At 73.5% G+C, this 18,945-nt stretch carries 15 protein-coding genes; 10 read left to right on the top strand and 5 right to left on the bottom strand.

What is annotated here, in order from left to right; all coding sequences use genetic code 11:
- The first annotated feature begins 5 nt into the window (after positions 1-5).
- From ACFWU6_RS04015 to ACFWU6_RS04030, 4 genes are read left to right on the top strand one after another with little or no spacing between them, the layout of a single operon-like run.
- Entirely contained in the window at positions 6-1,010 is a 1,005-nt protein-coding gene (locus ACFWU6_RS04015) for a proline racemase family protein (RefSeq protein WP_383978257.1), read from the top strand.
- Positions 1,007-2,032: a proline racemase family protein gene (locus tag ACFWU6_RS04020; RefSeq protein WP_383978260.1), complete on the top strand. Its 1,026-nt coding sequence runs from the start codon at positions 1,007-1,009 to the stop codon at positions 2,030-2,032. The genes ACFWU6_RS04015 and ACFWU6_RS04020 overlap by 4 nt, the downstream gene beginning before the upstream one ends.
- The gene (locus tag ACFWU6_RS04025) at positions 2,029-2,991 is read left to right on the top strand and encodes an ornithine cyclodeaminase family protein (protein WP_383809300.1); all 963 of its coding nucleotides are present in this window, start codon (positions 2,029-2,031) and stop codon (positions 2,989-2,991) included. The genes ACFWU6_RS04020 and ACFWU6_RS04025 overlap by 4 nt, the downstream gene beginning before the upstream one ends.
- Positions 2,992-3,047: 56 nt before the next feature.
- On the top strand, positions 3,048-3,758 hold the full coding sequence (locus tag ACFWU6_RS04030) for a GntR family transcriptional regulator (RefSeq protein ID WP_383809297.1): 711 nt from the start codon (positions 3,048-3,050) through the stop codon (positions 3,756-3,758).
- A gap of 39 nt (positions 3,759-3,797) precedes the next feature.
- On the opposite strand, the gene ACFWU6_RS04035 is transcribed toward ACFWU6_RS04030, so the two are convergent.
- Entirely contained in the window at positions 3,798-4,721 is a 924-nt protein-coding gene (locus ACFWU6_RS04035) for an NADP-dependent oxidoreductase (RefSeq protein ID WP_383978263.1), read from the bottom strand.
- A 328-nt stretch (positions 4,722-5,049) separates the two neighbouring features.
- Here ACFWU6_RS04035 and ACFWU6_RS04040 point away from each other — a divergent pair, with 328 nt between their 5' ends.
- From ACFWU6_RS04040 to ACFWU6_RS04060, 5 genes are read left to right on the top strand one after another with little or no spacing between them, the layout of a single operon-like run.
- Positions 5,050-6,795 carry an ABC transporter substrate-binding protein gene (locus ACFWU6_RS04040; RefSeq protein WP_383809292.1) on the top strand — a complete coding sequence of 582 codons (1,746 nt, stop codon included), beginning with the start codon at positions 5,050-5,052 and terminating at the stop codon, positions 6,793-6,795.
- A 29-nt stretch (positions 6,796-6,824) separates the two neighbouring features.
- A complete protein-coding gene (locus ACFWU6_RS04045) occupies positions 6,825-7,775 on the top strand; it encodes an ABC transporter permease (RefSeq protein ID WP_383978266.1) in 951 nt (316 codons plus the stop codon).
- Complete coding sequence (locus ACFWU6_RS04050; RefSeq protein WP_383978268.1) at positions 7,772-8,758, top strand: ABC transporter permease; 987 nt, start codon at positions 7,772-7,774, stop codon at positions 8,756-8,758. The genes ACFWU6_RS04045 and ACFWU6_RS04050 overlap by 4 nt, the downstream gene beginning before the upstream one ends.
- The gene (locus ACFWU6_RS04055) at positions 8,758-9,840 is read left to right on the top strand and encodes an ABC transporter ATP-binding protein (RefSeq protein ID WP_383809282.1); all 1,083 of its coding nucleotides are present in this window, start codon (positions 8,758-8,760) and stop codon (positions 9,838-9,840) included. Before ACFWU6_RS04050 ends, ACFWU6_RS04055 begins: the two co-directional genes overlap by 1 nt.
- Entirely contained in the window at positions 9,837-10,868 is a 1,032-nt protein-coding gene (locus ACFWU6_RS04060) for an ABC transporter ATP-binding protein (RefSeq protein WP_383809279.1), read from the top strand. Before ACFWU6_RS04055 ends, ACFWU6_RS04060 begins: the two co-directional genes overlap by 4 nt.
- Positions 10,869-10,943: 75 nt before the next feature.
- On the opposite strand, the gene ACFWU6_RS04065 is transcribed toward ACFWU6_RS04060, so the two are convergent.
- The gene (locus ACFWU6_RS04065) at positions 10,944-13,028 is read right to left on the bottom strand and encodes a prolyl oligopeptidase family serine peptidase (protein ID WP_383978271.1); all 2,085 of its coding nucleotides are present in this window, start codon (positions 13,026-13,028) and stop codon (positions 10,944-10,946) included.
- An 83-nt stretch (positions 13,029-13,111) separates the two neighbouring features.
- On the opposite strand from ACFWU6_RS04065, the gene ACFWU6_RS04070 reads away from it, so the two are divergent.
- Positions 13,112-14,659, top strand: coding sequence for an MFS transporter (locus ACFWU6_RS04070; RefSeq protein ID WP_383809274.1), 1,548 nt, complete (start codon positions 13,112-13,114; stop codon positions 14,657-14,659).
- A gap of 97 nt (positions 14,660-14,756) precedes the next feature.
- On the opposite strand, the gene ACFWU6_RS04075 is transcribed toward ACFWU6_RS04070, so the two are convergent.
- The 3 genes from ACFWU6_RS04075 to ACFWU6_RS04085 form a co-directional block, all read right to left on the bottom strand.
- On the bottom strand, positions 14,757-15,224 hold the full coding sequence (locus ACFWU6_RS04075; protein WP_383809271.1) for a MarR family transcriptional regulator: 468 nt from the start codon (positions 15,222-15,224) through the stop codon (positions 14,757-14,759).
- 205 nt (positions 15,225-15,429) lie between these two features.
- Entirely contained in the window at positions 15,430-16,821 is a 1,392-nt protein-coding gene (locus tag ACFWU6_RS04080; RefSeq protein ID WP_383978273.1) for a cytochrome P450, read from the bottom strand.
- A 246-nt stretch (positions 16,822-17,067) separates the two neighbouring features.
- Complete coding sequence (locus ACFWU6_RS04085; protein ID WP_383809265.1) at positions 17,068-18,597, bottom strand: helix-turn-helix domain-containing protein; 1,530 nt, start codon at positions 18,595-18,597, stop codon at positions 17,068-17,070.
- Positions 18,598-18,945 lie beyond the last annotated feature (348 nt).

An 18,945-nucleotide genomic window follows, 5' to 3' on the forward strand; every position in this document is an offset into this window, starting at 1 on the left:
ACCGAATGCGCACGCGCCACGTCTACCACGCGGTCGACTCGCACACCGAGGGGATGCCGACCCGCGTGATCACCGGGGGAGTCGGGGTGATCCCCGGCGCCACGATGGCCGAGAGGCGGCTCCACTTCATCGAGCACACGGACCACGTCCGGACCCTGCTCATGTACGAGCCGCGCGGCCACTCCGCGATGAGCGGCGCCGTCCTGCAACCCCCCACCCGCCCCGACGCCGACTTCGGCGTCCTCTACATCGAGGTGTCGGGCCTGCTCCCCATGTGCGGCCACGGCACCATCGGTGTCGCCACCGTCCTGGTCGAGACCGGCATGGTGCCGGTCGTCGAACCGGTCACCACCGTCCGGCTCGACACCCCGGCCGGGCTGGTGAGCGTCGACGTCCGCGTCCAGGACGGGGCGGCCACCGCCGTCACCCTCACCAACGTCCCCTCCTTCAGCGCCGGACTCGACCTGAAGGCCGACGTCCCCGGCTTCGGCACCGTCACCTACGACCTCGCCTACGGCGGGAACTTCTACGCCTTCGTCGAACTGGAGTCCCTCGGACTCCCCTTCGACCGCGCCCGCAAGGACGACCTGCTCGCCGCCGGCCTCGCCGTCATGGACGCGGTCAACGCCTCCGACGACCGGCCCGTCCACCCCGAGGACCCCTCCATCGCGGGCCTCAAGCACGTCTACCTCGCCGCCCCCGGCTCCGACGCCCGCCGCTCCCGGCACGCCATGGCCATCCACCCCGGATGGTTCGACCGCTCGCCCTGCGGTACGGGCACCAGCGCGCGCATGGCGCAGCTGCACGCCCGCGGGCTCCTGCCGCTGGACACGGACTTCGCCAACGAGTCCTTCATCGGCACCGAGTTCACCGGCCGGCTCGTCGGCGAGACCACCGTCGGCGGACTCCCCGCCGTCGTCCCCACCGTGACCGGACGCGCCTGGATCACCGGCACCGCCCAGTACTTCCTCGATCCGGCCGACCCCTTCCCCGGAGGCTTCCTCCTGTGACCGTCCCCCCGGTGCGGACCACCGACTACCACGCCGCCGGCGAACCCTTCCGGATCGTCGACCTCACCCGGGAGCCGGTGGTGCCCGTGCCCGGGGACACCGTCGCCGAGCGCTGCGCCACGGCCATCGGCCCCGGGGGCTCCGGGACCGCTCCGCGCCGGGGCCCGCTGGAGGACGTACGGCGCATGCTCGTCCAGGAACCGCGCGGGCACGCCGGGATGTACGGCGGGTTCGTCGTGCCGCCCGACGACGACGGGGCCCACTTCGGCGTGCTGTTCTGGCACAAGGACGGCTACTCCACCGCCTGCGGGCACGGCGCCATGGCGCTCGGGGTCTGGGCCGTGGACACCGGCCGCGTGGCCGCCCCGGACGACGGGGACGCCCGGGTGCGCATCGACGTGCCGTCCGGGCGGGTCACCGCCACCGTGCACCGGGCGGGGGGCCGCACCACCGGGGTCACCTTCCGCAACGTCCCGGCCCGGGTGGCCGCCCGGAAGGTGCCCGTCGCCACCACCCTCGGCCTCGCGGAGGTGGACATCGTGCACGCCGGAGCCTGCTACGCCTCCGTCGCCGCCCGCGACCTGGGCCTGGACGTCTCCCGCGAGGCGCTGCCCGCGCTGGTGCGGGCCGGGCGGGAGATCCGGGCCGCGCTGGCCGGCCATCCGGCCACCTGGCACCCGGGGGGAGCGCTGCTGTCCGGCGTCTACGGGGTGGTCCTGTACGCGGAGCTGCCCGACACCCCCTTCGGGCCGCACCAGCGCAACGCCACCGTCTTCGCCGACGGGCAGGTCGACCGCTCGCCCTGCGGCTCCGGGACCTCGGCGCGGCTCGCGCTGCTCGCGGAGGACGGACGGCTGGGCCCGGGGGAGGACCTCCTGCACGAGTCGGTCACCGGCACCGTGTTCACCGGCCGGATGCTGCCGGGCGCCGTCACCGAGGTCACCGGCACCGCGTACCGCACCGGCGAACACACGTTCCTGGCCGATCCGCACGACCCGCTCGGCACCGGCTTCCTGCTGTGAGCCGACTCGACGCGCCGGGGATCGCGCAGCTGGGCGCCGAGGAGACGGCCGCTCTGCTCACCCCGGCCGGGGCGGTCGAGGCGCTGGCGGCCGCCCTGCGGGCCGGGCTCGACCCCGAGACCTGTGCGCCGCGCACCGCACTGGCCGTGCCCGGGGGCGAACTGCTGCTGATGCCCGCCGCGTCGGGCGCGTACGCCGGGGTGAAGGTCGCGGGCGTCGCGCCGGGGAACCCCGCCCGCGGACTGCCCCGGATCACCGGCTCCTACCTGCTGCTCGACGGCCCGACCCTGCGGCCGCTCGCCCTGCTCGACGGGGCGGCCCTCACCGCCCTGCGCACCCCGGCGGTCTCCGCCCTCGCGGTGCGCCACCTGACCCCCGCGCGCCCGCTGCGGCTGGTGCTCTTCGGGTCGGGCCCGCAGGCGTACGGGCACCTGGAGGCGGTCCTCGCCGTACGGGAGCTGGCCGGGGCGGTGGTCGTCGCCCGCGATCCGGCGGGGGCGGGCCGGCTCGCCGCGCACGCCCGCGCCGCGGGCGTACCCGCCCGGACGGGTGGTCCCGGGGACGTGGCCGACGCCGACCTCGTGGTCTGCTGCACCACCGCGCGGGAGCCGCTCTTCGACGGGCGGCTGGCCGGTCCGGGGTGCACCGTGGTCGCGGTCGGCTCGCACGAGCCGACGGCCCGGGAGACCGACACGGCCCTGGTGCGCCGGGCGGCCGTGTACGTGGAGTCGCGCGCGGCGGCCCTGCGGGAGGCGGGGGACCTGCTGATCCCGGAGGCCGAGGGGGCGATCGGACCCGGCCACATCACCGGCACCCTCGCCGACCTGGTCTCGGGGCGGCTGCCGGCCGGGGGGCCGCCGGGTTGTCCACAGCTCTTCAAGAGTGTGGGCATGGCCTGGGAGGATCTTGCCGTGGCGGCCGCGGTGTTCGCGGCCGCTGGAGCGAGCAGCGCAACGTGACATTGTACGCTGGTGCCCTGCTCGTCGGTGGCGTCGGGTGTCTCGGAGGAAACGCAATGGGTGACCTGAAGCAGCACAGTCTCATCAAGGCCCAGGAACGGCTCCGGGACCAGGTCGGCCACGCCCTGCGAGCCGCTCTGATAGCGGGTGAACTGCGGCCCGGGAGCGTCTACTCCGCCCCCGGCCTCGCCGCCGAGCTCGGCGTGTCGGCCACCCCGGTGCGGGAGGCCATGCTCGACCTGGCCCGCGAGGGCCTGGTCGAGCCGGTGCGCAACAAGGGCTTCCGGATCACCGAGGTCAGCGAACGCGATCTGGACCAGTACACCGAACTGCGCACGATGATCGAGGTCCCGACCATCGGCCGGATCACGAAGATCGCCACCGCGGAGCAGCTGGAGGCCCTGCGCCCCATCGCGGAGGAGATCGTCACCAGTGCGCGCGAGCACAACCTCATCGGCTATCTGGAGGCGGACCGCCGCTTCCACCTCACCCTGCTCGGCCTCGCGGGCAACGACCGCCTGGTGGAGACCGTCGGCGACCTGCGCAAGCGGTCCCGGCTCTACGGGCTCACCGGCCTCGACGAGGCCGGCAAGCTGGTGTCCTCGGCGCAGGAGCACATCGAACTGCTCGACCTGATGCTCGCCGGTGACGCGGCGGCGGCCGAGGCCTGCATGATCCGCCACCTCGGCCACGTCCGCTCGCTCTGGGCCCAGGGCCGCGACGAGCCGGTGGGCCGCGTTCCCGGCGGACTCGGCTCGGGCCTCTGAGCCGCCCCCGCACGGCCGCCGCGCACGGCCGCCGCGCCTTCAGGCGCCGGGCCTGATGACGACCTTGCCCTGAAGGTGGCCGCTCTCACTGCGCCGCTGCGCGTCGGCGGCCGCGTCCAGGGGGAAGACCGAGTCGATCGGCATGCGCACGCGACCCGCTTCGACGAGCGGCAGGACCTCGGTGACGGCTTCCGCGAGCGAGCCGGCCTCGCCGGTGAAGCGGACTCCGTGCTCGGCCGCGCCGCCCGGGTCGGCGATGGTCACGACCCCGTCCGCGCTGCCGGTCAGCTCGACGGAGTCGGCCAGCTCGCCGCGGCCGGAGGCGTCGAGGACGGCGTCGATGCCCTGCGGAGCCATGGCGCGCACCCGGTCGACGAGGCCTTCGCCGTAGAGGACGGGGCTGATGCCGACCTCACGCAGGAAGGCGTGGTTCCGCGTGGCCGCCGTGCCGATGACCGTCGCGCCCCGGGCCCGGGCGATCTGGCCGGCGAGCAGGCCGACACCGCCCGCGGCGGCGTGGATCAGCAGGGTCTGTCCCTTCCGTACGTCGAGCAGGCGCAGGGTGCGGTAGGCCGTCTCGGTCGCCACCGGTAGCGCCGCGGCCTCCTCGAAGCCGAGCCAGTCGGGCTTGGCGACGAGCTCGGAGGCGACGGCGAGGTCGTACTCCGCGGCGGCGCCGCGGTCGGCCGAGCCGCCGAAGACCGCCTGGCCGGTGCGCCATCGGTGCGCCCCGGGGCCGACCGCGTCCACGACGCCCGACAGCTCCAGGCCGGTGCCCATCGGCGCGGACAGGGGCGCCCCGCCGCTGAGGAGGCCCCGGCGGACCTTCCAGTCGAGGCCGTTGACCCCGGCGGCGGCCACCTTCACGCGGACCTGGCCCTCACCCGGCTCGGGCAGCGGCACCTCCTCCACGCGCAGGACCTCGGGGTCGCCGTACTCGGAGAAACGGATGGCCTTCGGCATCGGGGAGCTCCTGGGGAGTCGGTGATCGGGGACCGGCGCGGGAATCCAGGGTGCGGGACGGGCCGTCCCCCGCCGGTACGCCACGCGCCGCCCGACGGACGCCCTGAACGCCGGCCGGCCCCCGGCCCGTCCGCCGTCCCCACGCGCCGCCCCGTCCTGCCCGCCCCGCGCGCCGTCACGCCAAGCCCCGACGCGCCCGGCGCGGGGACGGGGCCGCAGCCTTCGGACACGGCTGGATAACGGCGGGACCAACCCCTTGTCAGTGCAATTTCACATTACTATGTTACCCGTCACATCCTATGAGCGCGGCCCTTCACTGGAGTGACCCATGACCAAGCGCACCCAACTCGCCCTCGCCACCGCCCTGGTGGCGGCTCTCGCACTCGGCGCCTCGGGTTGCTCCGGCACCGCGAAGAAGAGCTCCGGGGGCAAGGGCGCCGCCAACCCCGCCGCCGCCGGCAACGGCAAGATCCTCGGAGGCACCCCGGTCAGGGGCGGCACCCTCACCGTGCTGTCCAACCAGGACTTCGCCCACCTCGACCCGGCCCGCAACTGGGTGATGCCGGCGATGGACTTCGGCACCCGCCTGCTCTACCGCACCCTCGTCACCTTCAAGGCCGAGCCCGGCAAGGCCGGGAGCGAGCTGGTCCCCGACCTCGCCACCGACCTCGGCACCCCCTCCGACGGCGGCCGCACCTGGACCTTCACCCTCAAGGAGGGCCTCGCGTACGAGGACGGCTCCCCGATCAGGGCCCAGGACGTCAAGTACAACGTCGAGCGCTCCTTCGCCCCCGACCTCACCGGCGGCCCCGACTATGCGGCCCAGTACCTCGCCGGCACCGAGGGCTACAAGGGACCTCTCCAGGGCAGGCACCTCGACTCCGTGAAGACCCCCGACGACCGGACGATCGTCTTCGAACTGAAGCGCCCCGTCGCAGAGTTCTCCGCGACGGCCACCCTCCCGACCTTCGCGCCCGTGCCCCCGTCGCAGGAGAAGGGCACCCAGTACGACGCCCGTCCCTTCTCCTCCGGCCCGTACAAGATCGAGTCCTACGACCGGGACAAGAAGCTGGTCCTGGTCCGCAACGAGCACTGGAACGCGGCCACCGACACCGTCCGCAAGGCCTACCCGGACCGCTTCGTCGTCCTCATGGGCCTCAAGGGCGGCCAGATCGACGACCGGATCATCGCCGGCGAGAGCGCGGACGCCTCCTCCGTCCAGTACGCCGACATGCGGCCCGAGAGCGCCCCCAAGGTGCTCCCCGTGGCGGAGGTCACCTCGCGGCTCCTCGCCGAGTCCCAGGGCTGCACCGAGATGCTCCACCTGAACACCTCCCGGGCACCCTTCGACGACCCGAAGGTCCGCGAGGCCGTGCAGTACGCCGTCGACAAGGAGGCCGTGGTCACCGCCGGCGGGGGACCGGCCCTCAACGAGATCGCCACCGCCTACCTGCCACCGGCCCTGTCCGGCGGCAAGCAGGCCGACACGCTGGGGATCGCCCCGGCGGGAGACCCGGCCCGGGCCAAGGAACTGCTGAAGGCCGCCGGCAAACCGGCCTTGAAGGTCTCCCTGGCCGTCTCCACCGGCGACAAGGGCAAGGCCGAGGCGCTCCAGCAGGGCCTGTCCCGCGCGGGCATCGAGGTCGTCGTCGACACCGTCGACCCCGGCGCCTACTACGACGTCATCGGCGACCTCTCCACCACCCCCGACATGACGCTCGCCGGCTGGTGCCCCGACTACCCCTCCGGCTCCACCTGGATCCCCTTCGTCTTCGACGGGCGCACCATCAAGGACAAGGGCAACCAGGGCAACTACAGCCAGTTCCGCGACGACGCGACGACGAAGCGGATCGACGAGATCAACGCCATGTCCGACGCCGCGGAGGCCAACCGGGCCTGGATCGACCTCGACGCCGACCTCATGAAGAAGTCCCCGGCCGTCCCCATCCTTCTGGAGCGCAAGCCGCAGCTCGTCGGCCCCAACATCGCCGGAGCCTTCGGCCACCCGGTGTGGACCGGCACCATCGACTACGCCGCGATCGGCCTCAAGGACCCCTCGAAGGGCCGGGGCTGAGGCCGGACGAGCGCATCCGAGACCCCGCGATGACCACCACCGCACCCGCCGCCGGCGCCCCGCAGGCCAAGGAGGTCCCCCCGGGCAGCAGCCCCTGGCAGCTCGCCCGGCGGGAGCTCCGCCGCCGCCCCACCGTCCGCGTCAGCCTCTGCGTCGTCCTGCTCCTCGTCCTGACGGCCGCCACCGCCCCCTGGCTGGGCGCGCTCGGCGGCTGGTCCCCGGAGGAGTTCGACAAGAGCGCCATCGACCCCTACCTGGGCGGGCAGCCGCTGGGCTCCTTCGGCGGCATCGGCCGCGACCACTGGCTCGGCGTCGAACCGGTCACCGGACGCGACCTGTTCGCCCGCGTCGTCCACGGAGCCCGGGTCTCCCTGCTCATCGCCTTCGCCGCCACCGCCATCGTGGTGATCGCCGGCACCGCCGCCGGGATCGCGGCCGGCTACTTCGCCGGCCGCACCGACGCGATCCTGTCCCGGCTGATGGACCTGACCATGTCCTTCCCCTCGCTGATCTTCATGATCGCGATGCTGTCCGTGGTCAAGGACGTCAACCGGATCGTGCTCATGACCGCCGTCATCGGGGTCTTCGGCTGGCCCGGCGTCGCCCGTGTCGTCCGCGGCCAGACCCTCTCCCTCAAGCACCGCGCGTTCGTGGACGCCGCCCGCGTCGGAGGCGCGAGCTCCTGGCGCATCATGACCCGCGACATCCTCCCCGGCGTCTCGGGCCCGGTCATCGCCTACACCACCCTGCTCGTCCCCGGCATGATCAGCACCGAGGCCGCCCTGAGCTACCTCGGCGTGGGCGTCCGCCCGCCCACCCCGTCCTGGGGCCAGATGATCGCCGAGTCCGTCGCCTTCTACGAGACCGACCCCATGTACTTCGTCATCCCGAGCGTCTTCCTCTTCCTCGCCGTGCTCGCCTTCACCCTCCTCGGCGACGCCCTGCGCGACATCCTCGACCCGAGCGGCGGCCGCAATTGATCCTCTACCTCGCCCGCCGGCTGCTCGCCCTGGCCGGCGTCCTCCTCGCCATCGCCGCCGTCACCTTCCTCATCTTCCACGTCCTGCCCTCCGACCCGGCCGCGGCCGCCTGCGGCAAGACGTGCAGCGCCGAGCGGCTGGCCGACGTACGGGCGTATCTGGGCCTCGACCAGGCCCTGTGGCGCCGGTTCGCCGGCTTCCTCACCGGCATCTTCACCGGGCGCACCCTCGGCTCCGGCCCGTACGCCGTCGAATGCGGCTTCCCCTGCCTGGGCTACTCCTACGAGAACTCGCTGCCCGTCTGGGACCTGCTGCTGGACCGGCTGCCCGTCTCCGCCTCGCTCGCCGTCGGCGCCGCCGCATTGTGGCTCGTCCTCGGCCTGGGCGCCGGCGTCACCGCCGCCCTGCGCAAGGACACCGCCACCGACAAGGCGCTGATGGTCGGCGCCGTCGCCGCCGCCTCGCTGCCCGTCTACTTCACCTCCGTCATGCTCATCCACGGAGTCATCCGCACCGCCGGACTCCTGCCCTACCCCACCTACCGGGCCTTCACCGACGGCCCCCTGGCCTGGGCCGCGAACCTGCTGCTGCCGTGGACCGCGCTCGCCCTGCTCTACGCCGCCATGTACGCCCGCCAGAGCCGGGGCTCGATGATCGAGGCGATGGCCGAGCCGTACATCCGCACCGCCCGCGCCAAGGGCATGCCCGAGCGCACGGTGGTCGTCAAACACGGGCTGCGCTCCGCGATGACACCCGTCCTCACCCTCTTCGGCATGGACCTGGGCGGGCTGCTCGCCGGAGCCGTCATCACCGAGTCCATCTTCGGACTTCCCGGCGTCGGAAGGCTGTTCTACGGCGCGCTGGTCAGCTCCGACCAGCCCGTGGTCCTCGGCGTCACCCTGCTGGCCGCCTTCTTCATCGTCGTCGCCAACCTCGCGGTCGACCTCCTGTACGCCGTCGTCGACCCGAGGGTGAGGTACTGATGATCGCGGCCGTGAACGCACCGCTGCTCCGGGTACGCGATCTGTGCGTCACCTTCGAGACGCCGCACGGCTCCGTACGGGCCGTCGACTCCCTCGGCTTCACCGTCGAGGCCGGCCGCACCCTCGGCATCGTCGGGGAGTCCGGCTCGGGCAAGTCCGCCACCTCGCTCGCCCTCATGGGCCTGCACCGGGGCGCGGCGCGGGTCAGCGGATCCGTCGCGCTCGCCGGGCGGGAGCTGACCGGGCTCCGCGAGCGGGAGCTGTCCGCGGTCCGCGGACGCCGGATGGCCATGGTCTTCCAGGACCCGCTGTCCGGCCTGCACCCCTACTACACGGTCGGCGAGCAGGTCGCCGAGCACGTCCGGGTGCACTTCGGGACGGGACGGGCCGCGGCGCGCCGGCGGGCCGTCGACATGCTCGGCGAGGTCGGCATCCCGGAGCCGGGCCGCCGGGCCGGCGAGTACCCGCACCACTTCTCCGGCGGCATGCGCCAGCGCGCGATGATCGCCATGGCGCTGGCCTGCGAGCCCGACCTGCTGATCGCCGACGAGCCGACCACCGCCCTCGACGTCACCGTGCAGGCGCAGATCCTGGAGCTGATCGCCCGGCTCCAGCAGGACCGCGGGCTCGGCGTCGTGATGATCACCCACGATCTGGGCGTCGTCGCCCGCGTCGCCCACGAGGTGCTCGTGATGTACGGGGGCCGCGCCGTCGAGCAGGCCCCCGTGGACGACCTGTTCGCCGACCCCGCCCACCCCTACACCCGGGGCCTGCTCGACTCACTGCCCCGGCTCGACGACGCCGACGACGGCCCCCTGCCGTTCATCCCCGGCTCCCCGCCGTCCCTGATCGAGCCGGTCCCCGGCTGCGCCTTCGCCCCGCGCTGCGCGGTGGCGGCCGCCGGCTCCGCGGACCGGAGGGCGCGCTGCACGGGCGAGCGGCCGCGGCCGCGCCCGTACGGCGCGGGAGAGCGGCTGGCCGCGTGCCACTTCGCGGGCTCCGCGGGGGCGCCGGGCGCCGGTTCCGCCCGGCCGTCCACGACCGATCCGACCGATCCGACCGACCCGGAGGACCCCCGATGACCGTGGACGCCGTACGTCCCGCCGACGCGGCGGAGCGCGGCCCGGCCGGTCGGGAGCCGGCCGCGCCCCTGCTGTCCGTACGGGACCTCACCATGAGCTTCCCCGGGAAGCGGTCCGCGACCGGGCGCCGGGGGGCGCCCGTGCGCGCCGTGGACGGGATCTCCTTCGACCTGGAAGCGGGCCGCACCCTCGGCCTGGTGGGGGAGTCGGGCTGCGGGAAGTCCACCATCGGGCGCATGCTCGTGCGGCTGCTGCAGCCCGGCTCCGGCACGGTGGAGTTCGAGGGCAGGGACATCAGTCGGCTCTCCCAGGCGGCCATGCGGCCGCTGCGCAAGAACATCCAGATGGTCTTCCAGGACCCCCACTCCTCCCTCAACCCGCGCCAGACGGTGGCCCGGATCCTCTCCGAACCGCTCCTGGTGCAGGGCCGGAGCGCGGCCGACGCCCGTCGCCGGGCCGCCGAGCTGATGGAGCTCGTGGGGCTGATCCCCGACCACCTCGACCGCTACCCGCACGAGTTCTCCGGCGGGCAGGCACAGCGCATCGGCATCGCCCGCGCCCTGTCCACCGGACCCCGCCTGATCGTCGCCGACGAGCCGGTATCCGCCCTGGACGTCTCCGTACAGGCCCAAGTCGTCAATCTCATGGAGCGGCTGCGCACGGAGCTGGACCTCGCCTACGTGTTCATCGCGCACGACCTGTCGGTGGTCAGGAGGATCAGCGACCGGGTCGCCGTCATGTATCTCGGCCGGATCGTCGAGATCGGGGACCGCACGTCCCTCTACGAGAGCCCGCAGCACCCGTACACCCGGGCGCTGCTGTCCGCCGTGCCGCTGCCCGATCCGGCGGCGGAGCGGCGGCGGGAGCGGATCGTGCTGCTCGGCGACCCGCCGAGCCCGGCCGCCCCGCCCCCGGGCTGCACCTTCCACCCGCGCTGCCCCGCAGCGCGGGAGGTCTGCCGCAGCGAGAGGCCGCTGCTGCGGCTCGCCGCCTCCCGGGAGGTGGCCTGTCACTTCCCGGGTGACTGACGGGGATCCACGGGAAGGTACGGTGCCCTGGGGCCGAAGGCGTCCCCGGGGCACCGGCGCGTGCGGCGGCTGCCGCTACCGGGCGGCCGGGCCCCCGGCCAGGACTTCGCGGAAGAACTCCAGCTCCAGCGCCATGACCTTCTCCCGCGTCCCGTCCGGCGTCATGTGGGTGACCCCGGGGAGCGCCAGCAGCCGGTGCGGGCGGCCCGCGTCCGTCAGTGCCCGCGAGAGGCGCAGGGTGTGCGACGGGTGGACGTTGTCGTCGGCCAGGCCCGTGGTCAGCAGCAGCGGCCGGGTCAGCCGCGCGGCGTCCGCAAGGAGGGAGTCCCGCTCGTAGACCTCGGGGGCGTCCCGCGGCAGCCCCAGGTAGCGCTCGGTGTAGGCCGTGTCGTAGTGCCGGAAGTCGGTCGGCGCCGCCCCGGCCGACGCGGCGTGGAACACGTCCGGGCGGCGCAGCACCGCCAGGGCGGACAGGTAGCCGCCGTAGGACCAGCCCCGTACGCCGACCCGGCCGAGGTCGAGGTCGCGGTGCCGGGCTCCGAGCGCCCGGAGCGCCGCGACCTGGTCCTCCAGGGTGACCTCGGAGAAGCCGCGGTGGACGGCGTGCGTGAAGGCGGGCGAGACGTACGGGGTTCCGCGGTTGTCCACGGTCACCACCGCGAACCCCTGGTCGGCCCACCACTGCTTGGCCTGCCAACGGCGCGGTTCGGCGGCGACGTCCTGGTATCCGGGCCCGCCGTACGCGTCGACCAGCACCGGCAGGCGCCGACCGGGGAGGTGGCCGCGGGGAAGCACCAGGGCGGTGGGGACGCCGTGCTCGGTGACCCGCTCCAGCAGCGGAACCACTCGGTGGGGCAGCGGCCCGGACAGGTCGGCGGGGGTCGACTCCCGGCCGTCGGCGGTGCGCACGGTCCGGCGGACGCCCCCGGCGTCGGCCGAGGTCAGCAACAGCGCCCCGGCCGACGCGGTGGCGGTGTGCACCCCGGGCCCGTCGGCGAGCGGTGTCAGCTCCCCGGTGTCCGGGTCCAGCAGCAGCACCTGCTGCTCGGACGGGTCGCGCAACCCGGCCTCGATCAGCAGCCGCCCCTCGTGGACGCCGGCCACGCGGCGGACCTGGACCGCGTCGCCGGTCAGCAGCGCGCCGTCGACGGCGAGGGCGCGGGCGGCGCCCCCAGGGGTGTCGGCGGCGGTCAGCATCCGCCCGTCGGGCAGCCGCGCGGGCGTCCCCGGCAGCGGGTCCACCCAGCGGGGGTGCGTGGTGCGCGACAGCTCCCGGGTGCGCCCGGTCGCCGGGTCGGCGCAGAGCAGGAGGAGGTTTCGCTGGAGCCGGTCCTGGACGGTCAGCAGGATCTCGTCGGCCGACTCCCAGCCTGCGTCGCAGACGTACGGGTGGGCCTCGGCGTCCCAGTCGAGCCGCACCCGGGTGCCCCCCGGTCGGAGCACCCACAGCTGGACGTCGGCGTTCGGGCCGCCCGCCTCGGGGTAGGCGAAGTCCTCGGCCGGCAGTTCGGGGTGTGCCGGGTCGGTGAAGTACCGCCGCTGGAGGGCCGATTCGTCGACGCGCGCGGCGAGCAGGGTGCGGCCGTCGGGGGACCACCAGTGTCCGCGGGCGCGCCCCAGCTCCTCGGCCGCGGCGAACTCCGCGACGCCCCAGCGGGCCCCGTCGGCGGGGCTGATCCGGCCGCCGGGGGCGAGGTGGAGGGCGTCGGCGCTGACATAGGCGGTGCGGGTGCCGTCCGCGTTGGGCCGCGGGTCGAAGGCGCCGTCGGCGGCCGGGAGTTCCCGGGGGCCCGCGCCGGACCGCCCGGCTCCGGGGGAGGAGACCGCGTAGAGCCGCCCGTAGAGCGCGAAGACGGCGTGCCGGCCGTCGCCGGAGAGGGCGTACGAGCCGATCCCGGCGGCGACCAGCCGGGTCCGTTCGCGCAGCCGGCGCTCGGCGGCGGGGAGAGGACCCGGTTCGGGGCACAGCTCGCGCGGATCGGCAAGCAGGGTCTCGGTGCCGGTCGCGGTGTCGAGTACCCAGAGGCTGTCGAAGGCGTCGGTGGGGTTGGTGGAGCGGAGGAACCAGAGCAGCCCGCCGTCGTCGCCGAAGGTGAAGGCGCGCGGCGCCCCGCGGGTGAACCGGGCGGTGTCGGCGGAGAGCCTGAGGAGTGCGTCCATGTCAGCAGTGTGACATGTGAAATATCACCCTCACTAGGCTGTTCGAGTGGTGACCCGCAGGGCGCGGGCTTAGCGTCGACTAGGTGGACCCGAACGCACAGCCGATCAGCAACGGGACCGACGGCAAGGTCCGAGGAGACGGGAACGGGCTTGCGCTGTTCGTCATCGCCTCCTGCCAGCTCATGGTCGTTCTCGACATCACCATCGTGAACATCGCGCTGCCGCACATCCAGACGGACCTCGGCTTCTCCACCGAGAGCCTCTCCTGGGTCGTCAACGCCTACACCCTCACCTTCGGCGGACTGCTCCTGCTCGGCGGCCGGGCCGGCGACATCCTCGGCCGGCGGCGCGTCTTCGTCTTCGGCGTCCTGCTCTTCGGCCTGGCCTCGCTGCTGGGCGGCTTCGCCCAGAACTCCGGCCAGTTGCTGGCCGCCCGGGCCCTGCAGGGCGTCGGCGGGGCCATCGCCTCCCCGACCGCGCTCGCGCTGATCACCACCACCTTCCGCGAAGGTCCTGAACGCAACCGGGCGTTCGGTGTCTTCGCCGGCGTCTCGGCGGGCGGCGGCGCGATCGGGCTCCTCGCGGGCGGCATCCTCGTGGAGTGGCTCAACTGGCGCTGGGTGCTGTTCGTCAACGTCCCCATCGCCCTGCTGATCGCCTTCGCGACCCCCCGGGTGATCCGCGAATCGAAGCGCCAGTCCGGCCACTTCGACGCCGCCGGCGCACTGCTGTCCACGCTCGGCATGGTCGCGCTCGTCTACGGATTCATCCGCGCCTCCCAGGAGGGCTGGTCGGACGGGCTGACCCTCGCCTCCTTCGGCGTCGCCGTGGTCCTGCTGACGCTGTTCGTGCTCAACGAACGCCGCTCGCCACAGCCGATCACCCCGCTGCACATGTTCGCCGACCGCAACCGCGCGGGGACGTACGCGATCATGCTCCTCTTCGCCTGCGCCATCTTCGGCATGTTCTTCTTCCTGACCCTCTTCGTGCAGAACGTGCTGGGGTTCAGCCCCCTGCGGGCCGGGCTCGCGTTCCTGCCCATCAGCGCGATGATCGCGCTCACGGCCGGGCTCACCTCGCAACTCCTCCCGAAGTACGGGCCGAAACCGTTCATGGTGACCGGCTCCCTGCTGTCGGCCGCCGGACTGGCCTGGCTCACCCAGACCGACGTCCACTCGACCTACCTGGGGAGCATCCTCGGACCGATGCTGCTGTTCAGCGCGGGCATGGGCATGCAGTTCGTCTCCCTGACGCTGATGGCGCTCTCCAACGTCCCCGACCGCGAGTCCGGCGCGGCCTCCGGGCTGCTGAACTCGATGCAGCAGGTCGGCGGGTCGCTGGGCCTGTCCATTCTGGTCACGGTGTTCGGCACGGCCAGCCGCACCGAGGCGAAGAACCAGATCGGATCGTTCCTGAGCACGGCGACCCCGGAACAGAAGGCCTCCCTCGCGCGGACGGGGCAGTACCCGAAACCGTGGAGCGACCAGGTCCTCACCTCGGGCGTGAGCGCCGCCTTCGTGGCGGCGGCGGCCTTCACCCTGGCCACGGCGCTGATCGCGCTGTTCGTCATCCAGGTCCGGCCCTCGGACCTGGAACGCCTGCGCGGGGGCCACGCCCCGACGGCGGTCTGACCCCGGTCTGAGACCGCCCGGCCCGGTGGCGTCGCCGTCCCAGGGAATTCAGGCCGGACCCGTCAGGGCCCGGGCACTCCGCCCGGCCCTCGGTCCGTCAGCCGACCGTCCCGCCCGCGTTGCGGATCAGCTGCTGGAGCACCTTCACCGTGGTGACGTAGTCCGCGTCGTCAATGCCCTCGTGGAGGGCGGCGCGGATCGCCGGAGCGTTGCGCGCGAGGTCGACGCGGGCCTGTTCTCCCTCCCCGGTGAGCCACAGCCGGTCCTCGGCGTCCCGAGTCAGCCAGCCGCGCTCCAGAAGCACCTCGGCCTCCGCCGCCAGGTCGTCCTCGGGCCGGATGTAGGAGGCCATGGCCTCCCGCAGTTCGGGCAGGGTCATCCCCTCGCCGTCGGGCGAGATGTCGCTCTCCGAAAGGTTGCGCAGCAGCCAGAACTGGGGCTGGGTGTAGCCTTTTGCGGCCTGCTGGGACCGGGTGTACGCGATGAGCGCCTCGTAGGCGAGACCGGTCCAGTAGGCGGCGGGCTGTCCGGCGAGTTCGGCGTCGGCGATCTGCTGGGTCGTCATGGGGCGTCCCCTCCTGGTACTTCGGTTCGGAGCCCGCACGCCGTGCAGGCCATGCGGAGACCGTAGGACCCCAAGTGCGGTTGAGGACAAGCGTGCGATCTTCCGGGCCGGTCGGCGCACGAGCCGGAACCTCCCCCCCGGTACCTTCTCGGCGCAGCCCCGCAATGGAGGTCTCAAGACCCGGCACCGTTGACGACGCCCGTGGTCAAGACACCCGGGCGCCCGGGCGGCGGACCCGGCAGCGCGCCGGGCCCTCGGCCCGCAGGGTGATCCCGACACTGACCGGGACTTCGGTGTCGACGGCCTCGAACTCGTACTCCCGCAGGATCATCGCCAGTGCGATCACCGACTCCAGCATCGAGAAGTGCTGGCCGATGCAGGCGCGCGGGCCGCCGCCGAAGGGGAACCACGCGTAGCGGGCGCGCTCCGCCTCCGCCTGCGGGGTGAAGCGGTCGGGGTCGAAGCGCTCAGGGTCCGGCCAGTGGTCCGGGTGGCGGTGCGTCACCCACGGAGCCAGGATCACGTCCGCGCCCGCGGGAACGGCGTGGCCGGCGATCTCGGTGGCGGCCACCGCCTTGCGGCCGATGACCGGGGCGGCCGGGTAGAGCCGCATCGCCTCCTTGAGCACCCGGGTGAGGTACGGGAGCCGGTCCAGGTCGGCGGCGCCGGGCGTACGGTCGCCCAGGACGCGGGACACCTCCTCGCGGGCGCGGTCCTGCTCGGCCGGATGACGGGCCAGCAGGTGCAGGGCGAAGGCGAGCGAGGTGGCGGTCGTCTCGTGCCCCGCCAGCAGGAAGATCAGTACCTGGTCGCGCAGCTCGGAGGGGTCGAACTCCCCGTCGTCCGCGCTCCTGGCGGCCGCGAGCAGCGTCAGCAGGTCCTCCCCGGCGCCGTCCCCGGGGGCGGCGCGCCGCTCGCCGATGATCGCGTCGCACACGCCGTACAGCTCGGTCAGCGCGGCGGCCGCCCGCCGGTTGGCGGGGGTGGGCCAGGTGCGCGGGATGTTGGCGGGGGAGTAGCCGCGCCGCAGCACGTAGTCCGTGATGACCGGGAAGGAGCGGGCCACGACGTCGGCGGTGGCGTCCACATCGGTGCCGAAGAGGATGCGGGAGACCGCGCGCAGGGCGAGGTGCATCATCTCGTCGCAGACGTCGACGACCCCGCCGGGGGCCTCCTGCCAACCGGAGAGGACGGCCCGGGTCTCCTCTGCGACGGCCCCGGCGTAGCCGTCCACCCTGCGCCGGGTGAACAGCGGCTGGACCAGGCGGCGCTGGCGCAGGTAGTCCTCGTCCTGGCTGGTCAGCAGTCCGTTGCCGAAGGAGTCCCGGATCTCCTGGTAGGCGGGGTTGTCCTTGCGGAAGTTGGCCGCCTCGGAGGCGAGGACCTGCTGGGCGCCCTCCGGGGAGAAGACGCAGTACAGCTCCGCGCGCAGGCCGGGCGGCCCCGCGCTGACCCGTACGACGTCGCCGTGGCGCTGCCGGGCGCGCAGGTAGGTGCCCAGGGAGTCCGACTTGAGGTCGAAGAGCGAACCGAGGAGGGGGAGTCCCGAGAGCTCGGGTGTCTCCCTGCCCGAGTCCGCCGTCGTGTCCACTGCCATGGCCGCTCCCTCGTTACGTGCCGACGGCGCGATTCTGCCGGGCCGGCGACGGCCGCGGCGAGGAGCCGCAGGGCATGCGGCCGAAACCCGATGCCCGGCCGACCGGCCGGGCGGCCGGCCCGTCGGCCCGGCCCGGCCGCGCGACACGGGCGGAACCGGTGGACCGTCCGGTTCTCCGGGCTCCCGGGGGCGGCCCCGACCTTGGCCGGTTTCGGAGCGAGTGGCAGGCCCGCCCCGAGGGCCGTACTAGATGTCGCGGAAGATCTCGATCTGGGCGCCCACCGAGTTGAGCCGCTCGGCCAGTTCCTCGTAACCGCGGTTGATCACGTAGACGTTGCGGAGCACCGAGGTGCCCTCCGCGGCCATCATCGCGAGCAGCACCACCACCGCCGGCCGCAGGGCCGGCGGGCACATCATCTCCGCCGCACGCCAGCGGGTGGGTCCCTCGACCAGGACGCGGTGGGGGTCCAGGAGCTGGAGGCGGCCGCCGAGGCGGTTCAGGTCGGTCAGGTAGATGGCCCGGTTGTCGTACACCCAGTCGTGGATCAGGGTCTGACCCTGGGCCACGGCCGCGATGGCCGCGAAGAACGGGACGTTGTCGATGTTCAGCCCCGGGAACGGCATCGGGTGGATCTTGTCGATCGGGGCTTCGAGCTTGGACGGGCGGACCGTGAGGTCGACCAGGCGGGTGCGGCCGTTGTCGGCGACGTACTCCGCGGAGCGGTCGTGGTCCAGGCCCATCTCCTCCAGGACCGCCAGCTCGATCTCCATGAACTCGATGGGGACCCGGCGGATGGTGAGCTCGGACTCCGTGACGACGGCCGCGGCGAGCAGGCTCATCGCCTCGACCGGGTCCTCGGAGGGGGAGTAGTCCACGTCCACGTCGATGGTCGGGACGCCGTGGACGGTGAGGGTGGTCGTGCCGATGCCCTCGACCTTGACGCCCAGCGCCTCCAGGAAGAAGCAGAGGTCCTGGACCATGTAGTTGGAGGAGGCGTTGCGGATGACGGTGACGCCGTCGTGGCGGGCCGCGGCCAGCAGCGCGTTCTCGGTGACGGTGTCCCCGCGCTCGGTCAGGACGATCGGGCGGTCGGGGGAGACCCCGGCCTCGACCTGGGCGTGGTAGATGCCCTCGGTCGCGGTGATGTCCAGGCCGAAGCGGCGCAGGGCGATCATGTGCGGCTCGATCGTGCGGGTACCGAGGTCGCAGCCGCCGGCGTACGGCAGCCGGAAGTGGTCCATCCGGTGGAGCAGCGGGCCCAGGAACATGATGATGCTCCGGGTCCGGCGGGCCGCGTCCGCGTCCATGGCCTCCATGTCGAGGCGGGCCGGGGGCACGAGTTCGAGGTCGACCCCGTCGTTGATCCAGCGGGTGCGCACGCCGATGGAGTTCAGGACCTCCAGCAGGCGGTAGACCTCCTCGATGCGGGCCACCCGCCGCAGCACGGTACGGCCCTTGTTGAGCAGCGAGGCGCACAGCAGGGCGACACAGGCGTTCTTGCTCGTCTTGACGTCGATGGCACCGGAGAGCCGGCGTCCGCCGACCACCCGCAGGTGCATCGGGCCGGCGTAGCCGAGAGAGACGATCTCGCTGTCGAGGGCCTCGCCGATGCGGGCGATCATCTCAAGGCTGATGTTCTGGTTGCCGCGCTCGATGCGGTTCACGGCACTCTGGCTGGTGCCGAGTGCGTCGGCGAGCTGACTCTGTGTCCAGCCCCGGTGCTGCCGGGCGTCACGGATGAGCTTGCCGATGCGTACGAGGTAGTCGTCTGCCATGGGTGCACGGTATCTCAGATATGAGATGTCGCTCGCGCTGGGTGTGGCAGACGGGTGTTACCGACCGTCAGGTCCCATCGTGCCGTCGGGGAAGGCGTGGTGCCCGGCGAGAGGGCCGACCGGGTGAACGAGCGGGCTCGGCGGACCCGTTGACGACGGCGCCGGGGCCGCCGCGGCGGATGCCGGCGCGTCCGCACGCCGCGGCCCTGGCGTGCGGGCCCGGCCCCCCCGGGGGGCGGCCAGGGCCCCGGTGCGGCCAAGCCCCGCCGGGGACGCCGTTGTCGTTCCCGGGGGCGACAAGGCCCCCGGGAACCACCCAGGTCCCCTCGGCGACCAAGGCTGCAGTGT

Origin of the sequence: Streptomyces sp. NPDC058674 (genome assembly GCF_042716505.1) — a bacterium.
Taxonomy (GTDB): domain Bacteria; phylum Actinomycetota; class Actinomycetes; order Streptomycetales; family Streptomycetaceae; genus Streptomyces.